The sequence below is a fragment of the Rhodoluna sp. genome (assembly GCF_024639375.1).
In the GTDB taxonomy this organism is placed as follows: domain Bacteria; phylum Actinomycetota; class Actinomycetes; order Actinomycetales; family Microbacteriaceae; genus Rhodoluna.
Map to the genome: position 1 here is coordinate 35,185 of NZ_JAHEIM010000010.1, position 23,146 is coordinate 58,330.

21 protein-coding genes and 1 riboswitch are annotated in these 23,146 nt (G+C 53.0%); of the genes, 8 read left to right on the forward strand and 13 right to left on the reverse strand.

Going from position 1 to position 23,146, the window contains the following annotated elements:
• The first annotated feature begins 9 nt into the window (after positions 1-9).
• Complete coding sequence (gene purH / locus Q0L28_RS04450; RefSeq protein ID WP_296632183.1) at positions 10-1,662, forward strand: bifunctional phosphoribosylaminoimidazolecarboxamide formyltransferase/IMP cyclohydrolase; 1,653 nt, start codon at positions 10-12, stop codon at positions 1,660-1,662.
• 15 nt (positions 1,663-1,677) lie between these two features.
• Here the strand turns inward: purH and Q0L28_RS04455 are convergent, their stop codons facing one another.
• Positions 1,678-3,120, reverse strand: coding sequence for an alpha-amylase family glycosyl hydrolase (locus Q0L28_RS04455; protein ID WP_296632185.1), 1,443 nt, complete (start codon positions 3,118-3,120; stop codon positions 1,678-1,680).
• Positions 3,121-3,191: 71 nt separating this feature from the next.
• Between Q0L28_RS04455 and Q0L28_RS04460 the strand changes: the two genes are divergently transcribed.
• Positions 3,192-5,579, forward strand: a complete 2,388-nt coding sequence (locus tag Q0L28_RS04460) for a glycine-rich protein (protein ID WP_296632188.1) — start codon at positions 3,192-3,194, stop codon at positions 5,577-5,579.
• Between the two features lie 5 nt (positions 5,580-5,584).
• On the opposite strand, the gene purU is transcribed toward Q0L28_RS04460, so the two are convergent.
• On the reverse strand, positions 5,585-6,445 hold the full coding sequence (gene purU / locus Q0L28_RS04465) for a formyltetrahydrofolate deformylase (protein WP_296632191.1): 861 nt from the start codon (positions 6,443-6,445) through the stop codon (positions 5,585-5,587).
• Between the two features lie 306 nt (positions 6,446-6,751).
• Here purU and glyA point away from each other — a divergent pair, with 306 nt between their 5' ends.
• Entirely contained in the window at positions 6,752-8,032 is a 1,281-nt protein-coding gene (gene glyA, locus Q0L28_RS04470; protein WP_296632194.1) for a serine hydroxymethyltransferase, read from the forward strand.
• Positions 8,033-8,053: 21 nt separating this feature from the next.
• Positions 8,054-8,923, forward strand: a complete 870-nt coding sequence (locus tag Q0L28_RS04475; protein ID WP_296632197.1) for a bifunctional methylenetetrahydrofolate dehydrogenase/methenyltetrahydrofolate cyclohydrolase — start codon at positions 8,054-8,056, stop codon at positions 8,921-8,923.
• A 16-nt stretch (positions 8,924-8,939) separates the two neighbouring features.
• On the opposite strand, the gene Q0L28_RS04480 is transcribed toward Q0L28_RS04475, so the two are convergent.
• Positions 8,940-10,760 (reverse strand): ABC transporter ATP-binding protein, encoded by a 1,821-nt coding sequence (locus Q0L28_RS04480; RefSeq protein ID WP_296632228.1) that lies wholly within the window; start codon positions 10,758-10,760, stop codon positions 8,940-8,942.
• Positions 10,761-10,772: 12 nt separating this feature from the next.
• Entirely contained in the window at positions 10,773-11,648 is an 876-nt protein-coding gene (locus tag Q0L28_RS04485) for a hypothetical protein (RefSeq protein WP_296632199.1), read from the reverse strand.
• 51 nt (positions 11,649-11,699) lie between these two features.
• Here Q0L28_RS04485 and Q0L28_RS04490 point away from each other — a divergent pair, with 51 nt between their 5' ends.
• From Q0L28_RS04490 to Q0L28_RS04505, 4 genes are read left to right on the forward strand one after another with little or no spacing between them, the layout of a single operon-like run.
• Positions 11,700-12,182 carry a peroxiredoxin gene (locus Q0L28_RS04490; RefSeq protein ID WP_296632201.1) on the forward strand — a complete coding sequence of 161 codons (483 nt, stop codon included), beginning with the start codon at positions 11,700-11,702 and terminating at the stop codon, positions 12,180-12,182.
• Between the two features lie 2 nt (positions 12,183-12,184).
• Entirely contained in the window at positions 12,185-13,111 is a 927-nt protein-coding gene (locus tag Q0L28_RS04495; RefSeq protein ID WP_296632204.1) for an ABC transporter ATP-binding protein, read from the forward strand.
• Positions 13,111-13,953 (forward strand): ABC transporter permease, encoded by an 843-nt coding sequence (locus Q0L28_RS04500; RefSeq protein ID WP_296632206.1) that lies wholly within the window; start codon positions 13,111-13,113, stop codon positions 13,951-13,953. Before Q0L28_RS04495 ends, Q0L28_RS04500 begins: the two co-directional genes overlap by 1 nt.
• Positions 13,950-14,795: an ABC transporter permease gene (locus tag Q0L28_RS04505; RefSeq protein ID WP_296632209.1), complete on the forward strand. Its 846-nt coding sequence runs from the start codon at positions 13,950-13,952 to the stop codon at positions 14,793-14,795. The genes Q0L28_RS04500 and Q0L28_RS04505 overlap by 4 nt, the downstream gene beginning before the upstream one ends.
• 47 nt (positions 14,796-14,842) lie before the next feature.
• On the opposite strand, the gene Q0L28_RS04510 is transcribed toward Q0L28_RS04505, so the two are convergent.
• The 9 genes from Q0L28_RS04510 to sdhA all read right to left on the reverse strand — a co-directional run bounded on the left by Q0L28_RS04510 (position 14,843) and on the right by sdhA (position 23,135).
• The gene (locus tag Q0L28_RS04510; protein ID WP_296632211.1) at positions 14,843-15,208 is read right to left on the reverse strand and encodes a hypothetical protein; all 366 of its coding nucleotides are present in this window, start codon (positions 15,206-15,208) and stop codon (positions 14,843-14,845) included.
• Positions 15,205-15,666 carry a 6,7-dimethyl-8-ribityllumazine synthase gene (gene ribH / locus Q0L28_RS04515; protein ID WP_296632213.1) on the reverse strand — a complete coding sequence of 154 codons (462 nt, stop codon included), beginning with the start codon at positions 15,664-15,666 and terminating at the stop codon, positions 15,205-15,207. Before ribH ends, Q0L28_RS04510 begins: the two co-directional genes overlap by 4 nt.
• Positions 15,663-16,898: a GTP cyclohydrolase II gene (ribA, locus tag Q0L28_RS04520; RefSeq protein ID WP_296632215.1), complete on the reverse strand. Its 1,236-nt coding sequence runs from the start codon at positions 16,896-16,898 to the stop codon at positions 15,663-15,665. Before ribA ends, ribH begins: the two co-directional genes overlap by 4 nt.
• On the reverse strand, positions 16,898-17,494 hold the full coding sequence (locus Q0L28_RS04525; RefSeq protein ID WP_296632217.1) for a riboflavin synthase: 597 nt from the start codon (positions 17,492-17,494) through the stop codon (positions 16,898-16,900). Before Q0L28_RS04525 ends, ribA begins: the two co-directional genes overlap by 1 nt.
• A complete protein-coding gene (gene ribD / locus Q0L28_RS04530) occupies positions 17,494-18,522 on the reverse strand; it encodes a bifunctional diaminohydroxyphosphoribosylaminopyrimidine deaminase/5-amino-6-(5-phosphoribosylamino)uracil reductase RibD (RefSeq protein ID WP_296632218.1) in 1,029 nt (342 codons plus the stop codon). Before ribD ends, Q0L28_RS04525 begins: the two co-directional genes overlap by 1 nt.
• 73 nt (positions 18,523-18,595) lie before the next feature.
• A riboswitch (FMN riboswitch) is annotated at positions 18,596-18,723 on the reverse strand.
• 15 nt (positions 18,724-18,738) lie between these two features.
• Positions 18,739-19,743 carry a tryptophan--tRNA ligase gene (gene trpS / locus Q0L28_RS04535; RefSeq protein ID WP_296632219.1) on the reverse strand — a complete coding sequence of 335 codons (1,005 nt, stop codon included), beginning with the start codon at positions 19,741-19,743 and terminating at the stop codon, positions 18,739-18,741.
• A 41-nt stretch (positions 19,744-19,784) separates the two neighbouring features.
• A complete protein-coding gene (locus tag Q0L28_RS04540; protein WP_296632222.1) occupies positions 19,785-20,579 on the reverse strand; it encodes an exodeoxyribonuclease III in 795 nt (264 codons plus the stop codon).
• 10 nt (positions 20,580-20,589) lie between these two features.
• Positions 20,590-21,348, reverse strand: coding sequence for a succinate dehydrogenase iron-sulfur subunit (locus Q0L28_RS04545; protein WP_296632223.1), 759 nt, complete (start codon positions 21,346-21,348; stop codon positions 20,590-20,592).
• A complete protein-coding gene (sdhA, locus tag Q0L28_RS04550) occupies positions 21,348-23,135 on the reverse strand; it encodes a succinate dehydrogenase flavoprotein subunit (protein WP_296632232.1) in 1,788 nt (595 codons plus the stop codon). The genes Q0L28_RS04545 and sdhA overlap by 1 nt, the downstream gene beginning before the upstream one ends.
• Between the last annotated feature and the right edge of the window lie 11 nt (positions 23,136-23,146).

Genomic DNA, 23,146 nt, shown 5'->3' on the forward strand with positions numbered 1-23,146 from the left:
GAGGCAATCTTGGCCGCACACAACGACCACCGTCCAGCCGACTACCGTCACCGCGATCGTGTTGAAATTCAACGCGCACTACTTTCGGTTTCAGACAAAACTGGCTTGCTTGAGCTAGCTCAGGCGCTGCAAGCAGCAAACGTTGACATCGTTTCAACCGGTGGAACATTCAAAGCGCTGTCAGAGGCCGGCATTCCTGTGACCGAGGTTTCGCAGATCACCGGTTTTCCAGAATCTTTGGATGGTCGCGTAAAGACCCTGCACCCAAGCATCCACGGGGGCCTGCTTGCTGACATGCGCTTGATTGCACACGAGAACCAGCTTGCCGAACTAGGCATCGAAGCTTTTCAGCTTGTAGTTGTCAACCTTTACCCGTTTGTGCAGACAGTGCAGTCGGGAGCTAAGGGTGATGCAGTAGTTGAGCAGATTGACATCGGCGGCCCAGCAATGGTTCGCGCGTCAGCAAAAAACCACGCCAACGTAGCAATCGTGGTTGACCCATCAAAGTACGGCGAAATTATTGCCGCCGTTGAGAACGGCGGCACCACACTTTCTCAGCGTCGCGAACTTGCTTTCGCTGCCTTCTCACACACTGCTCGCTACGACGCAGCCGTTGCCGGTTGGTTTGCCAAAGAACTTGAAACCGAGTGGAAGAAGGCTGCCGGGCAGACAGCTGACACCGAGAGCAAGAACCCAGGCTTCCCTGCAGACTTCGCGGTTTCTGCCGAACTCGCCAACGTGCTTCGCTATGGCGAAAACTCACACCAGGCGGCTGCGGTTTATCGCTCAATTGGCGAAGGTGCCGTTGCCGGCATCGCGCAAGCGCGTCAGTTTGGCGGCAAAGACATGTCATATAACAACTACGTGGATGCCGACGCGGCACTTCGCGCAGCCTATGACTTTGATGTGCCAGCAGTGGCCATCATCAAGCACGCGAACCCTTGTGGCATCGCGGTTGGCGATGCCAACACTCCAGATGTGATTGCCGATGCGCACGCTAAGGCGCACATGTGCGACCCGGTTTCAGCATTCGGTGGCGTAATCGCTTCGAACCGCCCGGTCACCGTGACCATGGCCAAGCAGGTTGCCAGCATCTTTACCGAGGTAATCATCGCGCCTTCATACGAAATTGAGGCGCTGCAGATTTTGCTTGAAAAGAAGAACCTTCGCGTGCTCGAGTTGCCAGCCAACTACTCGCGCGAGGCTTTGGAATACAAGCAGATTTCAGGCGGCGTTTTGGTTCAGCAGTCGGATGAGTTCAGCAACTTCTCTTCTGCGGGCTGGAAGCTAGTGACTGGCACCAAGGCCGACCCTGCAACTCTGGCTGATCTTGAGTTTGCTTGGCGTGCCTGCCGCGCTGTGAAGTCAAACGGCATTCTGTTGGCTCGCGAAGGCGCATCGGTTGGTGTTGGCATGGGCCAGGTTAACCGCGTTGACTCTTGCCGTCTTGCCGTTGAGCGCGCTTCATCTCGCTCACGTGGTTCAGTAGCTGCCTCGGATGCATTCTTTCCGTTTGCCGATGGCTTGCAGATTCTGATTGACGCTGGCGTGAAGGCAGTAGTTCAGCCTGGCGGTTCAGTGCGTGATGAAGAAGTGATTGCGGCAGCCGAGGCAGCGGGCATCACCATGTACTTCACAGGTGAACGCCACTTCTTCCACTAAATCGCGCAAGTTCAGTTAGCGCACCTGCGCAGCAGCGCTAATTGCAACCACTGATTTTGAGGCAACGTTTACGATTGCGTTCTGATCGGCATCCACGGTGATTGCATCACCCTTGCATTTGCCGTTAGCTGATTTAAAACCGCCGCTGATCAAGTCGCAATAAACACCCGGTTGCAAAGTTGTTTTGACTGAACCTTCATATTTCTTGTCACCGTTGTTGAAGGCAATAAAACCAAGTTCGCCGCGGCTAAACGCATAAACGTTGCCGTCATCAAACTGCTTCAACACAGCTGTGTTTCCAACCGCGTGGCGCCAAGCAACCATGCCTGCAATTTCGTTCCAACGGTGTTGGCACACAAACAATCCGTCAGTCACGGCATCCACAGGGCTAGCAAATTTTGAACAGCTGGCATCAAGCACCTTATTGTCGGCGCCTAGGTTTGGTGAGGCATCGTTTTCGCTGAATGCATAGCCGGAATAAACCATTGGAACGCCGTATGGTACCGAAAGCATGAACGCATTGGCCAAGGCAAAAGCCGGCGCATCGCGATAATTCAAAGCTTCACCATTTCGCTCGGTGTCGTGATTGCTCACCATGGTCACCAAGTTTGCGCTGTCTTCAAACAAAGTCAACGCGGTTGGGTCGGCAGCGCCATTGAGCGAGCCAAACGAATTGAACATTTGGGTCGATTGGCTCATCCAGTTGAAGCTAAAGGTGTTTCCCATAGCCTTGTAGTCGGCTGGGTCTGGCGTGGTGCCGATTACCTCAAAAATCCACGAGGTGTCGCTGGGCATTGCGTCAACAATTTTTTTCAACTCGGCAGCGGCAATGTGTTTTGCTGCGTCAACGCGAAAACCAGCCACGCCAAGTGAGCGCAAATCTTTTAGATACCCAATAATTTTGTCGCGCACGCTTTGCTTGCTGGTGTCTAGATCAGAGAGTCCAAGCAATTCACACTGCTGAACCTGGTCCACGCTGTTCCAGTCCTCAATGCCACCCGAAGCAGAATCGCAGTGGTGAAAATCTGTTTCGCCATAAAGCCCCGGATAGTCGTATTTGGTGTGCTCGGTGCCTGCCCAACCGTTCACATCACTGGCAGCCATGTGGTTGATCACTGCATCGGCGATGATTGCCACGCCCGCTGTTTTGCATGTACTAACCATGTTGGCAAACTCTTCGCGGGTGCCCAGGTTTGAATCAAGCTTGTAGCTGGTTGGTTGATAGTGGGTCCACCATTGGTCGCCCAAAATATGTTCCTCGGGTGGTGAAACCAACACCCAGTCGTAGCCCGCTGGTCCTAGGAAATCGGTGCACTCTGCAGCTACCGAGTTCCAGTTCCACATGAACATCTGCACACCAACTGAATCTTCTGCTACAACTTTTGGGCCCACCGGAGCGCAGGCGCTAAAAGAGATGAGCGCAGCGATAGCAATTGCGATGGCTTTGATTGGCTTCATGCAAATCAGCCTAATTGCAAATTTGTGGATAACTCAGGTGGTGAAAGTATCCGGAGTTTTATTTTGTTCGCATGCACAGAATTCAAAAAACCAAGTGGCGCGCATTTTCTGCAGCGGCCTGCGTTCTTGCTGTGCTGTTCGGGGGATTGATCGCTCAATCGGTTCGAGCAGTGAGCACAAATCCAGCACCGGTGTGCGTGGGTACCAGTTGTTCGGTCACATTTCCATACACCGGCGACTACTATCGATGGTCACCTCCCGCGGGTGCCCAAAATGTTTCGATTGATTTGCTCGGCGCACAAGGTGGTCGAGCGGGCGGCCTAGGTGGTCGCGTGACCGGCACCTTTGCAACCGTGCCAACCTCGCTTTATATCTATGTTGGTGGCGCTGGCAATCAGGGCTCAGGCGCAGCCGGTGGTTTTAACGGCGGTGGCACTGCGGGTAGTGGTCGAGGCGATGAAGGCTCGGGCGGTGGCGCCACGGATGTTCGCACCGGCACTTTGCTTGCTGATCGCATTGCCACAGCGGGCGGCGGCGGTGGCTCTGGAGGTTTCTCAGGTGGCGGCGGTGGTGGAGCCGGTGGCACCTACGGTTCGGCTGGTACCAGCGGTCAAGGCCAAGGCGGTTCGGGTGCGACTGCAACCGCCGGTGGTAGCGGAGGGTTTCCAAACGGTGGAAGCTGGGGAACTGCGGGTGAACTTGGCCTAGGCGGCATCGGTGGTTCGAGCACCACTTCCGGAGGAGGCGGTGGCGGTGGCGGTTATTACGGTGGCGGTGGCGGCGGTGCCGACATCGATAGCTGTTGCACAAACGCCGGTGGTGGCGGTGGTGGATCATCTTGGGTGAACATCACTGCGCTCTTGAGTTCAACAAACACAGCTGCCTATCGAGCCGGCGCCGGTTTGGCAATCATTAGTTATTTGGTTCCACCGAGCGTGACAACTTTTGCGCCCAATGTGACGCTAACTAATACAGACCTAATTACCTACTCGTTGGTCTTTAACGAAACAGTCACTGGTTTAGCAAACACAGATTTTGCGACGACCGGTTCAACGGCAACTTGTTCCACAATTGCGGTGACAGGAAGTTTGACAATGTACACAGTGACGGTGTCGGGTTGCACGCCCGGCACATTGAACCTGAAGTTGAGTGCAAACTCGGTGACTGGCGCAATTGTTGGCCCAGCGGCTTTGGCTTCGGCAACTGCAGTGACCATCGATCGCGCGGCACCCACCGTGGTGATTACACCACCGACTACTCCAACAAATGCCGCAACTTTTAATTACACAATTTTGTTCAATGAGACCGTGACCGGTTTTGCTGCATCAGATCTTTCGGTTGTTCCAACCGGTTGTGTGATTGCAGAGCCCACTGGGTCAGGCACAAGTTACTCAGTTGCAGTCTCCGGATGTGCCGATGGCGCATCGGTAGTGCTCACACTCGCCACTAACTCGGTGGTGGATGCGGCTACGAATGTTGGCCCAGCTGCTGCAACTGTTGCCGCGGCGGTTGCCGTCAAACGCGCCGCACCGGTTCCGGTGTTTGCCACCGTTGCAGCAACAAGTTATGTTTCACCGAGTTTCAATTTGAGTTTTGCCGAAACGGTTACCGGAGTCACGCTCTCTGATTTCTCGACTACGGCCGCAGGTTGCAGCTTGAGCCTTACCGAAACTACGGCAGGCAAAGCCTTCACCGTGTCCACTACCGGTTGTGCACTTGGTCCGGTTCAGGTGAGCATCGCAGCAAATGCTTATGTTGATTCGCTTGGCAACCAGGGGCCGCTAGCAGCGACCCTTTCTGGCACAGTCACGGTTGCGGCTACCCCAACTCCAACACCAACGCCTACGGTGACTGCCACACCAACCCCGACACCAACGCCAACGCCTACTCCCACCCAGAGTGTGGCACCGATTGTGGTTAGTCCTCCGGTGAATTCAAACCCACCAACTTCGCCAGATAGCTCGACCCCGGTGGTTAATAAAACGCCTGACCCAGTGGCAACTGTTGATCCGTTGCCTCAACCAACCCCTGAGCCAACTCAGGCAGTCGTGATTGAGCAGGCACCAACCGTGCTCACGCCGGTAGTGCGGCCAACGGCTCCGAAGGCAACCCGCACCACCAAGAGTGCCGGCACCAAAGCAGTTGCCAGGTCAACGCCGAAGGCTATTGTCACTGTGCCAACCGAGGCAATTGAAGTGCAGTCAATCACGCCCACCGAGATGGCCACCGATGAATTGAATGTGAACCCAATTCAGCCCGAGAACATCGAGTTGCCGGCAGAGGAAATTATGCTGAATAACCCAACTGAGGCCAAGCCGTTTGAAATAAGTGAAAACGTAGATTGGCAAATGTGGGCGACCAGTGCGGTGATGGCGTTGGCGGTTGCGCTTGCCGGGGTTGGAATATTCCGCGGTAGCAAGAACCTGCGTCAACGCCGGTTAGAGAAAAAGTATGCCTAGCTGATTTAGCTAAAGATGATGGTGCGGTCGCCGTCGAGCAATACGCGACGTTCGGCAAACCATCGAACTGCCTGGGTGAGGGTCTTTGACTCAACATCTTGACCAATTGAAACCAAACGTTTCTTTGAGTCAGAGTGCTCAACACGAACAACGTTCTGTTCGATGATTGGGCCCTCATCCAGGTCGGCAGTTACAAAGTGTGCGGTGGCGCCAATCAGTTTTACGCCGCGGGCGTGTGCCTGCGCATATGGGTTGGCACCCTTAAAGCCTGGCAAGAATGAGTGGTGAATGTTGATGATTCGTCCCTCAAACTCCTTGCAGAATTCTTCTGACAAAACCTGCATGTAGCGAGCAAGAACAATAAGTTCAATATCTGCGCTCTTGATGTAGGCGCGGAGCATTGCCTCGAACGAACGCTTGTCGGCATCCGCGGTAATTTCGTGTGATTCAAATGGCACGCCATAAAACTCGGCCATTGATGCAAGATCTTTGTGGTTACCAAACACTGCAGGAATTTCGACAGGCAGCTGGCCACCGCGCTGGCGGAACAAAATGTCGTTTAGGCAGTGAGCGCTTTTTGAAACTAAGACCAAAGTCTTCATGTGGCGACCAACTGTGTCTAGCTGCCAAGTCATGTTGTATCGATCGGCCACTGGAATGATCTGCTTTTCGAAGTGTTCGCGCGGAACCGCTGATTCGATTTGCAGTCGCATGAAGAAGCGGCCGGTGTCCTCAGAGGCAAACTGTGATGACTCAGTGATGTTTCCGTTTGCAGCAACGATTGCCCCAGAGATTGCGTGCACAATGCCCGGCTTATCTTCACACACGAGGGTGAGCACCCAGTGGGTGTTAACTGTAGAAGTCATAGGCTCAAGTTTAGGTGAGCGGTTTAGTCCAGAGGGCTCTGATTGCGTGCCTTGTGCGTGATGACAGATACGAGAATCCATAGGCCCATCAATAGCCCAACGGCAATCATTGAGCCACCAATAAGCACAGGTGTAGGCAAATCAAACATTTTTTAGTTCCCCCAGTTGAGCAGGTTCAGTTTACCGAGCATTTCACGCCAGTGGCAGAGGGTGGCAACAAATAGGTGGCCAGCACGCACTGGGCTAATCCGGGGTCTGTAAATGTTAGAATTAGGCATTCTTACCGCCATTTTTAGGGGTTTACTCATGTCACAGCAGCATTCAACCTTCAACTTGCCTCTGAGCGAGACCGATCCTGAAATTGCCGCGGTTTTGGCTGCTGAGCTTGACCGCCAGCGCCACACCCTAGAGATGATCGCCAGTGAGAACTTTGTGTCTCGCGGCGTGCTTGAGGCTCAGGGCTCAGTGCTCACCAACAAATATGCCGAGGGCTACCCGGGCAAGCGCTACTACGGTGGTTGCGAAGCTGTGGACGTTGCCGAGAACCTAGCTCGCGACCGCGCAAAGGCCCTTTTTGGTGCCGACCACGCAAACGTTCAGCCCCACTCTGGTGCATCGGCTAACGCCGCAGTTTTGATGGCTTTGGCTAACCCTGGCGATCGCATTCTTGGTCTTGAATTGGCCCACGGTGGCCACTTGACTCACGGCATGCGTTTGAACTTCTCGGGCAAGATGTACGAAGGTCACGCTTACGAACTAAACGCCGAAACTCACCTAATCGACATGGACATCGTTCGTGCTCGTGCGCACGAGGTAAAGCCTGCGGTAATCATCGCCGGTTGGTCTGCTTACTCACGTCACCTTGACTTCGCCGAGTTCCGCAAAATTGCCGACGAGGTTGGCGCAAAGCTCTGGGTTGACATGGCTCACTTTGCAGGTTTGGTTGCGGCTGGTTTGCACCCGTCACCGGTTCCTTATGCCGATGTCGTTTCAACCACCGTGCACAAGACTCTTGCTGGCCCACGTTCAGGTTTGATTCTTTGCAAGGCTGAGTTTGCCAAGAAGATCGACTCAGCAGTGTTCCCTGGTCAGCAGGGTGGCCCGTTGATGCACGTTGTTGCAGCGAAGGCTGTTGCATTTAAGGCTGCTGCCTCGGATGAATTCAAAGACCGTCAGAAGCGCACCATCGAAGGTGCTGCAATCATCGCCGAGCGTCTGATGAAGGATGACGTCACTTCAAACGGAGTTAAGGTTCTAACCGGTGGCACTCAGGTGCACCTAGTTTTGGTTGACCTGCGCAACGCACCAATCGATGGCCAAACTGCAGAAGACTTGCTGCACGAAGTTGGCATCACAGTTAACCGCAACTCGGTGCCAAACGACCCGCGACCACCAATGGTTACCTCTGGTGTTCGCATCGGCACCCCGGCGCTAGCGACTCGCGGTTTTGGCGCAGAGCAGTTCACCGAAGTTGCGGAGATCATTGCAGGCGTTTTGGTGCCAAACCCAGACATCGCGGCCCTGCGCGCTCGCACACGTGCACTTACCGAAGCCTTCCCGCTATACAGCGGTTTGGAATCTTGGTAATAACGAAACTCGGGTAAAAATATGACTGCCGTTCGACTAGACGGCCTTGCCACCGCAAAAGCGATCAAGGCTGAAATTGCCGAACAGGTAATTCACCTAAAGCAAAAAGGCATCACACCAGGCCTTGGCACTTTGTTGGTTGGTGACGACCCGGGTTCGCACTCATACGTTTCGGGCAAACACCGTGACTGTGCCGAAGTTGGCATTCACTCGATTCGCGTCGACATGCCCGCCGATTCAAGTGTTGACGACATTCGTTCGGCAATTCGCGACCTGAATGAAGACAAAGAAGTAACCGGCTACATCATTCAGTTGCCGTTGCCGTTTGGCATCGACACCAACGCCATGCTTGAGCTGATTGACCCAAATAAAGACGCGGATGGCTTGCACCCAACCAACCTGGGCCGCTTGGTGCTTGGCGTATCAGGCGATCTGACCTCACCTTTGCCTTGCACCCCAGCCGGAATTGTGGAGCTGTTGGCTCGCTATGACGTGCCAATGCACGGTGCCGAGGTTGCAGTGATTGGCCGTGGTGTTACAGTTGGTCGCCCGCTTGGTTTGCTGATGTCTCGCAAGGGCATTGACTCAACAGTCACGCTTTTGCACTCGGGTTCTCGCGACATTGAGCACGCCGTCAAGCGCGCCGACATCGTGGTTGCCGCCCTTGGTGTTGCTCACTTTGTGCAACCGGAGTGGATCAAGCCTGGTGCCGCCGTGCTAGACGTTGGCATCACTCGTGTGACTGATGCCGAAGGCAAGGCAACTTTGGTTGGCGATGTTCACCCAGATGTGGCCCAGGTGGCCGGCTTCTTGTCGCCAAACCCAGGTGGCGTTGGCCCAATGACCCGAGCAATGTTGCTTCGAAACGTTCTTGACGCAGCTTCTCGCTAATCGCGCAATTTAATTTTTAGACTAGCAACTGGTGCTTTGCTAACTCTTTATAAAGCGGAGTGGTCTTAACTAATTCACTGTGCGTGCCAGAGCCGACAACCTTGCCGTGATCAATCACAATGATTTGGTCACTGTCGACAACGGTTGATAGTCGGTGCGCAATTACAATCAAGGTGCGATTCACGGCAACTGCGTCGATTGCTTCGCGCATGCGCTGTTCATTCAAACCATCGAGCGATGATGTTGACTCATCGAGCAACAAAATTGGTGGTGCAGAAAGTAATGTTCGTGCAATCGCCAAACGCTGACGCTCACCACCGCTCAACATGATTCCGCTTTCGCCAACTGGCGCGCCTAGACCCTGAGGGTCGCGTTGCAAAACCTCGGTGAGGTTAACTTTTTCGAGCACATCAATTAGAGCTTCATCGGTTGCATCTGGTGAACCAATCAACAGGTTCTCTCGAATTGAGCCGGCCAACACTGGTGCATCTTGTTCGACATAACCAATTTGTGAACGCAGCTCATCGCGACTAATTGCATGCACTGGCTGACCATCGAGAAAGATGAAACCAGAGTTTGGTTCATAGAAACGCTCAATCAAACTTAGGATGGTTGACTTGCCGGCGCCCGATGGGCCAACAATTGCAACACGAGTGCCGCGCTTAATTTCGAATGACACGTTATCAAGCACGGTAGCCGGTTCACTCGGTTCAGGGTTCTCTTCTGAAACAGGTGCCGCATATTTGAAAACAACATTTTCAAATTTGATGGCGGTGTCGTTGACTGCGTGGCGACCGCTTGAGATAACTTTTTCGGTGGCTTCGCTCTCAGTAGGAATCTCGAGAACCTCAGTGATGCGGGCAAGAGCGCCCAAAGCACTTTGCACTGAGCTGTAGGCACCAAAAGCTTGGCCCAAAGGTCGAACCATCAGAAACAACAACAAAACGAAGGTCACCAGGTTGGCTACTGTGGTGGCTCCTGAGGCAACTCGAAAACCACCAACACCAAGAACCACAATGAATGCGCCATTCATGGCGATGCCTGCAATTGGAGCAATGCTCGATGAGATGCGGGCAATCTTGACGCCCTGGTCGTAGGCCAAGCGAGCTTGCTCGCTAATGGCTTCGGCTTCGCGTTGCTCGGCTCGCGCCGCACGAATGGTGCGAATGGCTGAAAGGGCACGTTCAACCGCTGCCGCCATTGCACCAACTCGTTCTTGGGCCTTTGTGGTGGCGTGGCGAATCTGACGAGCGGTGAAAACAATTGCCGAGACGGCAACCAAAATTACCAACAGGGTTGCAATCAGCAGCACTGGGTCAAGAACTGCCATCACCACGATGGAGCCAACAAAGATGAGAGCGCCACCAACGGCATCAATCAAGCCCTGGGTGAGTACTGCACGAAGCAAGGTGGTGTCGCTGCCAACGCGCGAAACCAAGTCGCCGGTGCGGCGAAGGTCATACTCAGCAATTGGCAGGCGCAATAGTCGAGCTGCAAGGTGACGACGAGCACCGAGCACAACACCCTCGCCGGTCTTAGTCAAAACGTAGTACTGAAAGCCGCTGGCAACTCCGGCAACAATGATCAAGCCCACAAGCAGCACAGCAGTGCCAGTTAGGTTTTCACCTTTTTGCACCGAGGTGATTACTTGGCCCACCAACAGCGGTTGGGCCAGGCTTACACCGGCTCCAAAAACAGAAAGCGCAACCGCAATCCAGAGGGCCTTCTTGTGTTGGCTCAGGTATGGCAACAGCTGACTGAATTTTGCCTTTGGCCCGGTGTATCGACCATTGGTTGTGTTGCTATTGCCTCGTGGGCCGCGACGTGCGCCAAACATGCTCATTGGTTTTTAAACCTGCTCTTCTAGGTGGGCATTCCCAAGGATTTGCTCATTGAGTAAGTAATTGATTTCTTGCAGCGAAAGCGCTTCGGTGTAAGCGGTGTTTTTTGAAAACTTGGCAAAGTTCACGGTCTGCAAAGCCTTTAAAGCCTTCGGATGGTTGAGCTTCAAAAACATGCGGGTGGTGTTTGCTTGGCGCTCAAACTCGGTGTGCACTTTGCCACATCCGAAGCCAAAAATAGTAAGCGCCACATCGGCCGATTCTGGGTCGGTCTTTGTAATAAGCCCCTGATCTATCACCGAGTATTTTGGTCGCAATTCATCGCGTCGCTGCCAAATTTGAAAACAGGTGGCCAAGCTAGAGCGCTTGGATATCTTTTGGCCAAGTTCATCTTCGTAGTCGATTTCAATATCGTGATCGGCCACCAGGTGAAAGTTTCGGTCGAGTCGATTAATGACTGACCACTTGCGCCAGGAGCGCGGAACGATGAAGCAAATGAAGTCACTGTGGTGCGCCGCCTTATTGAAAAAGGGAATTGAAAGCGAGTTGTTGCGACCAAAGGGCGGGTTTGAAATGGTCACGGCATTTTTGGCACGCAGGTCGGCCTCGAGAAAATCGCCGGCCTTAACCTGTTTGTGCTTAGGTTCAATGTCGAATGCCAAAAACTTGTTGGCACCTAGTGATTTGGCCGCCTCAATAAAGCTTCCGGTGCCGCCGGCTGGCTCCAAAATTTGGTGCTGGGCAAGGTCTGGCACAATTTTTTGAACTTCGGCAACCAGCGATTTGGCCAAGCTAACCGGGGTGTAATACTGCTCTTTGCCAGTGACCCTCTTATTGCCTAGCTTTTTGGCGCGGGCTGGCGCTGGCGAGCTGGTCTTGGGCATGAAATAAGGCTAACAGGGACTATTTGGCAGTTTTTAGGGTTGGATATAACCATGGACCCAAGACTTGTACCTGGCGATGCTGCGCCCGATTTCGTGCTCTACGACAAAGACAGCAACCGAGTTCAACTTTCAGGTTTCCGAGGTCAAAAGTTAGTTTTGTTCTTCTACCCATCGGCCGAGACTCCAGGTTGCACCCTCGAGGCCTGCGATTTTCGCGATAACGAGCACATCTTTGGCGCTATGGGCTATAAAGTAATTGGCATCTCGAGCGACAACACCCTGAAGGTGAAGCACTGGGCAGAAAAGCGCAATCTTCAGTACACCCTTTTGCTAGACCCAGAAAAAACCGTGCACCGAGCGTTCGGCATTACTCGCTGGTCGAGCCCAATTTCGATGATCACCGGTGGCCGTTCACGAAGCACATTTGTTATTGACCAGGATGGCAAAATCGACATCGCGCTTTACAACGTGCAGGCTTTTGGCCACGTTAAGGCGTTGCGTAGTTTGCTTGAGTCACGCACAGTGGCTGCGTAGCAATGGCAGAAGCGATGATTAAGGCTGTTGGCCTTACCAAAAAATTTGAAGAATTCGTTGCCGTAGACGGCATTAACTTCGAAGTAAAAAAAGGCGAAGCATTTGGCCTGCTTGGCCCTAACGGGGCCGGCAAATCAACCACCATGCGAATGATTTCGGCCACCTCGCAACGCACCGCCGGTGATCTGCACATTCTTGGCAAGGACCCAAATCAAAAGGGCCCTGAGATTCGTGCTCACCTTGGCGTGGTTCCGCAGTCAGACAACCTCGACCGTGAACTAAAGGTTTGGGAAAACCTATTTATCTATGGTCGCTACTTTGGTTTGTCGCGTGCCTTCTTGAAGAAGAAGGTTGACGAGCTGTTGGCATTTGCCCAGCTTGAAGAAAAGCGTGATGCGAAAACCGATTCGCTTAGTGGCGGCATGAAACGTCGACTAACCATTGCCCGAGCTTTGGTTAGCGAGCCCGAGATTCTTTTGCTCGATGAGCCAACCACGGGACTAGACCCCCAGGCACGCCACGTGCTTTGGGATCGCCTGTTTCGCCTAAAAGAGCAGGGGGTCACGTTGGTGATTACCACTCACTACATGGATGAAGCTGAGCAACTTTGTGATCGACTAATCGTGATGGACAAAGGCCGAATCATGGCCGAGGGTAGCCCGGCTGAATTGATCAAGCAGTATTCGAGCAAAGAGGTGCTTGAAGTGCGCTTTGGTTCAACCAAAAACGCCGAGGCGGCGCAAAATATTTCTGGTTTGGGCGATCGCGTAGAGGTGTTGCCCGATCGAATTTTGATTTACACCGAAGATGGCGAAAAAGTGCTGAAACAAATTGTGAAGCTGGGCTTCGAGCCGGTCACCTCTTTGGTTCGCCGCAGTTCGCTTGAAGATGTTTTCCTGCGTCTCACCGGAAGACAACTAGTCGACTAATGAACTCAACCAAAATGACTTGGCAGGGCGCTGCCCAAATCGTCGACATCAAGAAAGCTATTTTTTGGGGCCCTTGGTATGTTGCCGAACAGCGCTTACGCAACATGAGCAAGTGGTTGGTCTCGCTGATTTCATTTGGCTTGGGAAACCCAATTCTGTTCCTGTTTGCCATTGGTCTTGGCGTGGGTTCATTGGTTGATGCTAATGCTGGCGGCAAGGCCATTGATGGCGTTGGTTATCTTGCCTTTCTCGCTCCTGCGCTGCTAGCAGGTGCGGCTATTCAAGCGGCTATGGATGAAACTTCGTTTCCAACCCTGCAGGGCTTTTTGTGGGAGAAGAACTTCTTTGCCATGAACGCCACACACCTAACCCCAAACTCGATTGTCATTGGTGTGCTGATTGCCTCGCTTATTCGCGCGGCGCTAACCACGCTGCTCTATGAAATCGTGCTGATTCTTTTTAGTGCCATTACTTGGGCCTCGGTGCTGCCACTGTTTGTATCCGCCATGTTGGCTGCCGGTGCGTTTGGTGCAGCCATGTTGGCCACCGCATCCAAAGTTGTTGATGACGATGGCTTCTTTGCGATTGTTGGCCGCTTCGTGATTGCCCCGATGATGCTTTTTTCGGGCACCTATTTTCCAATCGCTAGTTTGCCAATTTATCTGCAGCCAATCGGCTGGATCTCGCCGGTATGGCACGCCACTAACCTTGGCCGCGTGCTCAGCTATGGCTTGCCTATTGAGCCTTGGTTGTTCGCGATTCACATTGGCTACTTGTTGAGCATGTTTGTTGGCGGCAGCTTGATCGCGGGTCGAATCTTTGCGAAGCGGTTGGATTCATGAGTCTGATTGGTGCAACCTATGATTCGGCAATCGCGATTGCCGAACGCCGCAGTGGCAAACTGGGCAGCAACCTTTATGTTGGCCGCTCCAGTGCACTGCTTGAACGCAACCTTTTGGCAGTGCGATCATCAACCTGGCTAACTGTTTTCTCTGGCTTCGTTGAGCCAGTCTTTTATCTCTTGGCATTCGGCCTTGGTCTGGGCAACCTAATCGGGGGAGTCACCGACGGAAGCGGCCATCCGGTGAGTTATGCAGCATTTATTGCACCTGCACTATTGGCTACCAGCGCCATGAACGGCGCAATCTACGACTCAACTTGGAACGTCTTTTTCAAGATGCACTTCCAAAAGTTTTACAACACCGTGCTTTCGACCTCGATGGGTCCGCTAGATGTTGCCCTTGGTGAAATTAGCTGGGGATTATTGCGTGGCCTTGCTTACGCAATTGGATTCATGGCGGTCATCACACCCATGGGTCTCGTGCCAAGTTGGTGGGGAATCTTGGCGATTCCGGCATCGCTGTTGGTAGCGTTTGGCTTCTCATCTTTTGGCATGGCCGTGACTTCTTATTTCAAATCTTTTCAGCAGATGAACTGGCTAAACATTTTTATGCTGCCGATGTTTCTGTTCTCGGGCACCTTTTATCCGCTCAGCGTTTATCCCGAGTGGTTGCAATCGATCATTCAAGCTTTTCCACTTTGGCAAGCCGTTGAAATGATTCGTGCGCTGTGCCTAGGTCAAATTGGCCTTGGGTTGCTGTCGCACGTGATTTATTTTGTGGTGATGATTTCGATTGGTTTGGTCTTCACCACCAGAAGGCTCACCGCGCTCTTTATGAGATAAAAAAATCCCGCCCTGCAAAACGCATGGCGGGATATTGTATTTAAGTTTTAGCCCTGAACGATTGGGCCCAATACTGCAACGGCTACGTTCACAACGGTTAGCAATCCGATGGTTGGCACAACCCACTTAGGAGTTGTTTCGCGCTTCTGGTAGGTGTAACCCAAGAAGAAGATTGCGGTTAGAACAAGACCCTTGATTGACAATGCAAGGTTGTTCACAGTCTCTTCACCAATGGCATAAACCAAACCGGTCAAGATGAGGCCGGTTAGCAAGGCCAACCATGATCCGTGCAGAATGCCAGGGTTTACCTTGGCACCATTCTTGAAGTTCTTAGTTTCGCCAAGCACGCCACCAAGAATTACGGCGAAAGCTAGCAGGTGCAATACAAGTGTGATATCTAGAAAAAGGCTCATGAATTCAGTCTAGCCATCGCAATTGCGGCTTCAACTGCCTCGGCACCCTTGTCTTCTTTTGACTTTGGCAGGCCGGCGCGATCAAGTGCCTGCTTGGCGTTGTCTACGGTTAGCAAGCCAAAACCAATTGGCACACCGGTGTCTAGTTGCACGCGGGTTAGGCCATCGGTGGCAGCGTTGCAAACATATTCAAAGTGAGGGGTATCGCCCTGAATAACCACACCGAGTGCAATCACTGCGTCGGCACCAGCAGCAATTGCCTTTTGTGCGCCAAGTGGCAATTCAAATGCACCCGGGATACGCCAGATTTCGTAAGTCTCATTGCCAGCGGCTTTCAGAGCGCGCTCGGCACCAGCCAACAATCCGTCGGTGATTTCGGTGTGCCAACTGGTGACCACAATGGCCACCTGCAAATCGCTTGCATCGATGTTTAGTTTTGGTGCTCCCGCGCCGCTCATTCGGTTACCTCCGGAATTAGGTGCCCCATGCGAGCACGTTTGGTTTCTAGATATTGACGATTTTGTGCAGCTTCACCAACGATGACTGGCACATAAGAGTTAACCTTTACGCCAGCCTCATTGAGGTAGGCGCTCTTGGCTGGGTTGTTGGTCATTAGTCGAACGCTGGTGACGCCAAGGTCTTTCAGAATCGAAACAGCTGCGCCATACTCGCGGTTCTCGCTTGGCAAACCAAGCGCAAGGTTGGCATCCACGGTGTCGTAGCCCTGGTCTTGCAACGCATAAGCCTTTAGCTTGTTTAGCAAGCCGATGCCGCGACCTTCTTGACCGCGCAGATAAATCACTACGCCACCTTTTGGGTCCTTCGCAATTTGGTCGAGCGCAAAATCTAGCTGAGGGCCACACTCACACTTCAAAGATCCGAATGCTTCACCTGTGATGCACTCGCTGTGCATGCGAACCAAAACGTCGTCTCCGGTTGGGTTGCCAGCAATGATGGCTACGTGATCGGCGGTGGTGCGGGTGTCGTAGTAGCCACGCATGCGCAAGTCACCGTGAGTGCTTGGCAGTTTGGCTTCAGCTTCAAAACGAATTCGGTCATCAACCTTTTCGGTGGCAAATTCGATTGAGTCGAGGCGCGATGCAACAATCTGCTCGATGGTGATCACCGGCAGGTTTTCTCTTGCGCCAACTTCGATTAGCTCTGGCAAACGCATCATGCTGCCATCGGCCGAAATCATTTCGCCAATCACGCCAACTGGGTGAAGGCCAGCAAGCTTCAAAAGGTCAACGGTTGCCTCGGTGTGACCGCGACGTGAAAGCAAGCCATCTTGGTGGGCACGCAAAGGCAAGATGTGTCCTGGCCGCACAACTGAATCGCGGGTGCTGTTGGCGTCAGCCAAAATTCGCAAGGTCTTTGCGCGGTCGGCCGCGCTAATACCGGTGGTTACACCCTCGGCGGCATCCACAGAAATTGTGTACTGGGTGCGTAGCAAATCTTGGTTGGTGGTGGTCATCAACGGCAACTCGAGGCGGTTTGCCAGGTGCTCGGTCATCGGGGCACATAGGTAACCCGAGGTGTGCTTTACCATCCAGGCAATCCACTCTTCGGTGGCAAACTGGGCGGCCATGATGGCGTCGCCCTCATTCTCGCGGTTCTCATCGTCGGCAACCAGCACTGGTTTGCCAGCGCGTAGTGCGTCTAGAGCCTCTTCAATGGTTGAAAGTGCCATTAGTTGTTTCTCATTTCGATAAGTCGTTCAATGTGCTTGGCCATTACGTCTGCTTCGAGGTTCACTTTGTCGCCAGGCTTCTTGGTGCCCAGTGTTGTGACTTTTAGGGTTTCTGGAATCAAGCTCAAGCCGACCCAGTTGTCGCCTAGTTCATTCACGGTCAATGAAATTCCATCGATGGTGATTGAGCCTTTGAGCACTACATACTTCATTAGCTCTGCAGGAACCTGTACTCGCACCCATTCCCAGTTTTCGCTTGGCTGACGCGAAATAACTTCACCAACGCCATCAACGTGACCCAAAACAACGTGGCCGCCAAAGCGAGTTGCCGCGGTCATCGCGCGTTCAAGGTTTACCGGGTCGCCAACTTTGACACCATCAAGGCTAGTTAGCTTCAAAGTTTCTTGCATCACATCCGCGGTGAATGAATCGGCATCTTTTTCAACCACTGTGAGGCACGCGCCGCTAACCGAAATCGAGTCGCCACGGTTGGCATCAGAGACAACCAGTGGGCCAGAGATTGTTAGGCGAATTGCATCGGGCAACTGCTCGATGGCTTTCACCGAACCAAGTTCCTCAATAATTCCAGTAAACATTAGAGCTCCTTAGGCACTGATCGAATGAAAATGTCGTTGCCAAGTTGGCGAACTTCTTTGAAAACTAAGTGGTGTGCGTCTTTCATGGTTTCAACATCGATATTTGTCACCGATGTCTTTTTTCCGCCGAGCAGCATTGGCGCCATGTAGGTGAGGTACTCGTTGACCAAACCAAGTTTGATAAATGCACTCGCAGTTTTTGGCCCGCCTTCAACCAACACGTGGCGAACTCCGCGCTCAAAAAGTTCGGCAAGTGCGCCGTGAATTGAGCGAGTGCGCAAGTGAATTGATTCCGCGGCATCGTTGAACACTCGCGAACCAGCATCGAGTTCGGTTTCGCCTAGCACCACGCGCAATGGTTGGTGGTCATAAAGTGTGCCATCAGGTTTGCGAGCGGTTAGTTCAGGGTCGTCAATAATCACGGTACGAGTGCCAACCAAAATTGCATCGATCTGTGAACGACGAAGGTGGGTATCCGCGCGGGCCTCGGGTCCACTAATCCACTTGCTGGTTCCGTCTTCGGCCGCACTGCGACCATCCAAAGTGCTTGCCCACTTAACTGTGACAAAAGGTCGGACCTGTTTGGTTGCTGTGAGCCACACACGGCCTTGGTCGTTGCACTCTGCAGCAAGCACGCCACCAAGAACTTCGACACCAGCCTCGGATAGTGTCTTGGCTCCACCCGAAGATTTTGCACCCGGGTCGCTTGAGCCATAAATCACTTTTGCGATGCCGGCCTCGATTAGCGCTTGAGCGCAAGGGCCGGTGCGGCCAGTGTGGTTGCAAGGCTCAAGGGTGACCACTGCGGTGAGACCGCGCGGGTCAATGCCGGATTCGGCAAGTTTGTTCAAGGCGTCTACTTCGGCGTGTGCGGTGCCGGCGCCGCGGTGCCAGCCTTCGGCAACAATTGCTCCGTCGGCATCAAGAATCACAGCACCAACCTGTGGGTTCACGCCATAGGCGGGACCGTTGAGTGCCAGCAACAGCGCGCGACGCATTGCGTCTTCATAGCGCTTGATGGTTTGCATCTGCCCAGCTTTCGTTTTTCAACGCGCAAGGGGGCAGGCGAGTTGAGCCGTCGCCAAAAAAGGCACGTCTCAAACCGTTCCATCTACCATCCGGACTTTAACCGTCGGCACCTGAATTTCACAGATTCAACCGGCCACCGAAGTGACCGGGTCGCGGGCTATAACCGCCGGCTCAGATTTTCACTGACCCCGATGAACGTTTGTTGCAAGTTAAGGCTATCGCCCTGAAGGAATAAACCCAATTCGGTCATAAACCATTCCCAAAGTCTTTTCCGCAAGTTCATTTGCCTTCTGGGCGCCCTGGGCTAACAAGCGGTCAAGTTCGGCTTCATCGGTGAGCAGCTCGTTGGCGCGGTCGCGAATTGGTTCAATGCGGCTCAGCACCACTTCGGCAACTTCACTCTTCAGATCACCGTAGCCCTTGCCGGCAAAGTGGTCTTCAAGAGATTCAATGCTCTGGCCGCTAATCGCGCTGTGAATGCCCAGCAGGTTTGAAACACCAGGTTTGGTTTCGCGGTCAAAGCGAATCTCGGCGTCGGTGTCGGTCACTGCACTCTTAATCTTTTTCAGAATCACTGAGGAATCATCCATGATGTTGACCAAGCCCTTAGGGTCGCCAGACTTTGACATCTTGGCGGTTGGGTTTTGCAGGTCAAAAATCTTTGCGGTCTCTTTAAAGATCACGCCTTCTGGAATTGCAAAGGTTTCGCCGAAGCGTGAGTTGAAACGCGTGGCGAGGTCACGAGTTAGTTCCAAGTGCTGACGTTGGTCTTCACCAACCGGAACTTTATTTGCCTGGTACAACAAAATGTCGGCGGCCATCAATACTGGGTATGTGAAGAGACCCACCGAGGCAACGTCGGTGCCGCCCTTCTGGGTTTTGTCTTTGAATTGAGTCATGCGGCCAGCTTCACCAAAGCCGGTCATTGTCATAAGCACCCAAGCAAGCTGTGCGTGTGCAGGCACGTGTGACTGAACGAATAGCGCTGACTTGTTTTCGTCGATGCCTGCTGCAAGATATTGGGCAGCGGTTACGCGAGTGTTGCGACGGAGTTCGGCAGGGTCTTGCGCCACGGTGATGGCGTGCAAATCGACCACGCAATAAAAAGCGTTGTAGTCGTCTTGCATTTCGACCCAGTTGATCAATGCGCCCAGGTAGTTGCCTAGATGAAGAGAGCCGGCCGATGGTTGCATGCCGCTGAGCACATTTGGTTTTGTCATGTGCTCAAGTTTAGAAGAGCCAACAACGTTTAGCGGCCTGGCTAGAGTTTGTAGTCAACCACTACTGGGCTGTGATCAGTCCAGCGTGTGTCATAAGAAGGTGCACGCACAACGGTGTAGTTGCTGGCAACCTTCGCCAACTTAGGTGTAGCCAAGTGGTAATCGATGCGCCAACCAGCGTCGGTGTCGAACGCCTGACCGCGGTAAGACCACCAGGTATAAGGCCCTGCCACATCTGGGTGAGCCGCACGACCAACATCGACCCATCCCTGGGCGTTCATGAAAGTGTCAAAATAAGCGCGCTCTTCTGGCAAGAAACCTGCGTTCTTCAGGTTGCCCTTCCAGTTTTTAATGTCGAGCTCGGTGTGGCCAACGTTTAGGTCACCAACCACAACGGCAAAACCTCCGGATGCAATCAGCTCGGCCATGCGGGCCTGCATTGCTTCGAGAAATTTGTATTTCTCTACTTGTTTAGGAGTGTCAACTTCACCGCTGTGCACATAAGTGCTGATTACGGTGAGAACCTTGCTGCCAATTTTGAAATCTACTTCGAGCCAACGACCCGCAGAATCGAATTCATCGGGCCCAAGTGTGGTGCGCGTTGCGATTGGCTTGAGCTTGCTTATTACGGCAACTCCTGCGCGCCCCTTAGCCGTCGCGGCATCGTGCACAATGTGCCATTCGCCGGTTTCGGCAAATAGGTCAATTAGGTCTTTAGTTTCGGCACGAACTTCTTGCAAAGCGATGATGTCGGCGCCAGATTCATTAACCCAATCGGCCATGCCTTTTTTAAATGCGGCACGTACTCCGTTTACGTTAACGGTGGCAATCTTCAACGCGAAAACCCTAAGGCTTGCCGCGAAGAATTGCTTGCTTCACTTCAGCGATTGCCTTGGTGACTTCAATTCCACGAGGGCAAGCGTCGGTGCAGTTGAAGGTGGTGCGGCAACGCCACACGCCTTCTTTGTCGTTCAAGATGTCAAGACGAACTTCTGCAGCTTCGTCGCGTGAATCAAAGATGAAGCGGTGTGCGTTCACAATTGCGGCCGGTCCAAAGTACTGACCGTCGGTCCAGAACACTGGGCAAGAAGTTGTGCAAGCGGCACACAAGATGCACTTGGTGGTGTCTTCAAACTTTGAGTGTTGAACCGCGCTCTGTAGTCGCTCTTTTTCAGGGTTATCGCTTGCAATCAAGAAAGGCTTGATGTCGCGGTAGGCCTGGTAGAACGGGTTCATGTCAACCACTAGGTCTTTTTCAACTTCAAGACCCTTGATTGGCTCAACATAAATTGGCTGGGTGATGTCTAGGTCTTTGATCAAAGTCTTGCAAGCCAAACGGTTGCGACCGTTGATGCGCATTGCATCCGAACCACAAACACCGTGAGCACATGAACGACGGAAGGTCAGTGAACCGTCGGTTTCCCATTTGATCTTGTGAAGCGCGTCAAGCACGCGGTCGGTGCCGTGAACCTGAACATCGAAGTCTTGCCAGCGAGCTTCTTGGCCATCTTCTGGGTTGTAGCGACGAACAAATAGGGTTACCTGAAATGAAGGAACCGCACCAAGAGCTTCGAACTCGGTTTGAGTAGCAACTGCAGTAGACATTAGTACTTACGCTCCATTGGTTGGTAGTTAGTCACTGTGACTGGCTTCCAGTCGATCTTGATGTTGTCTCCTGGCTTCTTAACCGCTTTGTCGGTTAGGTAGGCCATTGAGTGAACCATGAACTTCTCATCGTTGCGAGTGTCGAAGTCTTCTCTAAAGTGACCACCGCGGCTTTCGCGACGTTCACGTGATGTGAAGGCTAGAACTTCAGCAAGGTCAAGCAAGAAACCAAGTTCGATTGCCTCAAGCAAGTCAGTGTTGAAGCGCTGACCCTTGTCTTGCACCGAAATGTTTTCGTAGCGACCGCGAAGTTCGGCAATCTTTTCAAGCGCCTCGTTCAACGACTCTTCAGTGCGGTAAACCTGCGCGTTCTTATCCATAGTGTCTTGAAGTTCTTTGCGAAGCACGGCAACCTTTTCGGTGCCCTTCGAGTTGCGAACCTTCTCGATCATTGAGATAACTTCTTCGGCAGCGTTCTTAGGAACCGGAACAAACTTTGCAGTCTTGGCATATTCAACCGCTGCGATTCCGGCACGCTTGCCAAACACGTTGATGTCAAGCAGCGAGTTGGTGCCCAAACGGTTTGCACCGTGCACTGAAACACAAGCACATTCACCAGCAGCATAAAGGCCTGGAACAACTGTCTTGTTGTCGCGCAAAACTTCTGCCTGAACGTTGGTTGGAATTCCGCCCATTGCATAGTGCGCGGTGGGGAACACTGGCACTGGCTCGGTATATGGCTCAACGCCAAGGTAGGTGCGAGCAAACTCGGTGATGTCTGGAAGCTTCTCGTCAATTACCTCAGGCGGCAAGTGAGTCAGGTCAAGCAGCACGTAGTCCTTGTGTGGGCCAGCGCCGCGACCTTCGCGCACTTCGTTAGCCATTGCACGCGCAACCATGTCGCGAGGCGCCAAGTCTTTAATGGTTGGTGCGTAGCGCTCCATGAAACGCTCACCAGATGCGTTGCGCAAAATGCCGCCTTCACCGCGAGCGGCTTCTGAAAGCAAGATGCCCAAACCAGCAAGGCCGGTTGGATGGAACTGGTAGAACTCCATGTCTTCTAGCGGAAGACCCTTGCGCCAGATGATGCCAACGCCGTCACCGGTAAGAGTGTGTGCGTTTGAAGTGGTCTTGAAAATCTTTCCGAAACCACCGGTTGCAAAAATAATTGACTTGCCCTGGAACACGTGTAGTTCACCGGTTGCAAGTTCATAAGCAACCACTGCGGATGGGCGCTCGACGCCATCCACTGTGCTCATGACAAGGTCAAGCACATAGAACTCGTTGTAGAACTCGATGCCGAGCTTTACGCAGTTCTGGTACAGAGTCTGAAGAATCATGTGACCTGTGCGGTCGGCTGCATAGCAAGAACGGCGAACCGGAGCCTTGCCATGATCGCGGGTGTGGCCACCAAAACGACGCTGGTCGATCTTGCCGTCTGGCGTGCGGTTGAAGGGAAGACCCATGTTCTCTAGGTCAATAACTGCCTGCACAGATTCCTTGGCAAGAATCTCAGCAGCATCTTGGTCAACTAGGTAGTCGCCACCCTTGACGGTGTCGAAAGTGTGCCATTCCCAAGAGTCTTCTTCAACGTTTGCTAGCGCAGCAGCCATTCCGCCTTGAGCGGCTCCGGTGTGTGAGCGAGTTGGAAAGAGCTTAGAGATAACTGCGGTTTTGGCATGTGGCCCAGCTTCGATTGCTGCGCGCATTCCTGCACCACCCGCACCCACGATTACAACGTCGTATTCGTAGTGATGAACCTTTGGCTTTGTGCTCAATTTATTTATTTTCCTTTTGG

Coding starts and splice junctions, on each gene's coding strand:
- Q0L28_RS04455 (WP_296632185.1), bottom strand. CDS start 3,120: ATGAAGCCAATCAAAGCCATCGCAATTGCTATCGCTGCGCTCATCTCT.
- Q0L28_RS04460 (WP_296632188.1), top strand. CDS start 3,192: ATGCACAGAATTCAAAAAACCAAGTGGCGCGCATTTTCTGCAGCGGCC.
- purU (WP_296632191.1), bottom strand. CDS start 6,445: ATGACTTCTACAGTTAACACCCACTGGGTGCTCACCCTCGTGTGTGAA.
- glyA (WP_296632194.1), top strand. CDS start 6,752: ATGTCACAGCAGCATTCAACCTTCAACTTGCCTCTGAGCGAGACCGAT.
- Q0L28_RS04475 (WP_296632197.1), top strand. CDS start 8,054: ATGACTGCCGTTCGACTAGACGGCCTTGCCACCGCAAAAGCGATCAAG.
- Q0L28_RS04480 (WP_296632228.1), bottom strand. CDS start 10,760: ATGTTTGGCGCACGTCGCGGCCCACGAGGCAATAGCAACACAACCAAT.
- Q0L28_RS04485 (WP_296632199.1), bottom strand. CDS start 11,648: ATGCCCAAGACCAGCTCGCCAGCGCCAGCCCGCGCCAAAAAGCTAGGC.
- Q0L28_RS04490 (WP_296632201.1), top strand. CDS start 11,700: ATGGACCCAAGACTTGTACCTGGCGATGCTGCGCCCGATTTCGTGCTC.
- Q0L28_RS04495 (WP_296632204.1), top strand. CDS start 12,185: ATGGCAGAAGCGATGATTAAGGCTGTTGGCCTTACCAAAAAATTTGAA.
- Q0L28_RS04500 (WP_296632206.1), top strand. CDS start 13,111: ATGAACTCAACCAAAATGACTTGGCAGGGCGCTGCCCAAATCGTCGAC.
- Q0L28_RS04505 (WP_296632209.1), top strand. CDS start 13,950: ATGAGTCTGATTGGTGCAACCTATGATTCGGCAATCGCGATTGCCGAA.
- Q0L28_RS04510 (WP_296632211.1), bottom strand. CDS start 15,208: ATGAGCCTTTTTCTAGATATCACACTTGTATTGCACCTGCTAGCTTTC.
- ribH (WP_296632213.1), bottom strand. CDS start 15,666: ATGAGCGGCGCGGGAGCACCAAAACTAAACATCGATGCAAGCGATTTG.
- ribA (WP_296632215.1), bottom strand. CDS start 16,898: ATGGCACTTTCAACCATTGAAGAGGCTCTAGACGCACTACGCGCTGGC.
- Q0L28_RS04525 (WP_296632217.1), bottom strand. CDS start 17,494: ATGTTTACTGGAATTATTGAGGAACTTGGTTCGGTGAAAGCCATCGAG.
- ribD (WP_296632218.1), bottom strand. CDS start 18,522: ATGCAAACCATCAAGCGCTATGAAGACGCAATGCGTCGCGCGCTGTTG.
- trpS (WP_296632219.1), bottom strand. CDS start 19,743: ATGACAAAACCAAATGTGCTCAGCGGCATGCAACCATCGGCCGGCTCT.
- Q0L28_RS04545 (WP_296632223.1), bottom strand. CDS start 21,348: ATGTCTACTGCAGTTGCTACTCAAACCGAGTTCGAAGCTCTTGGTGCG.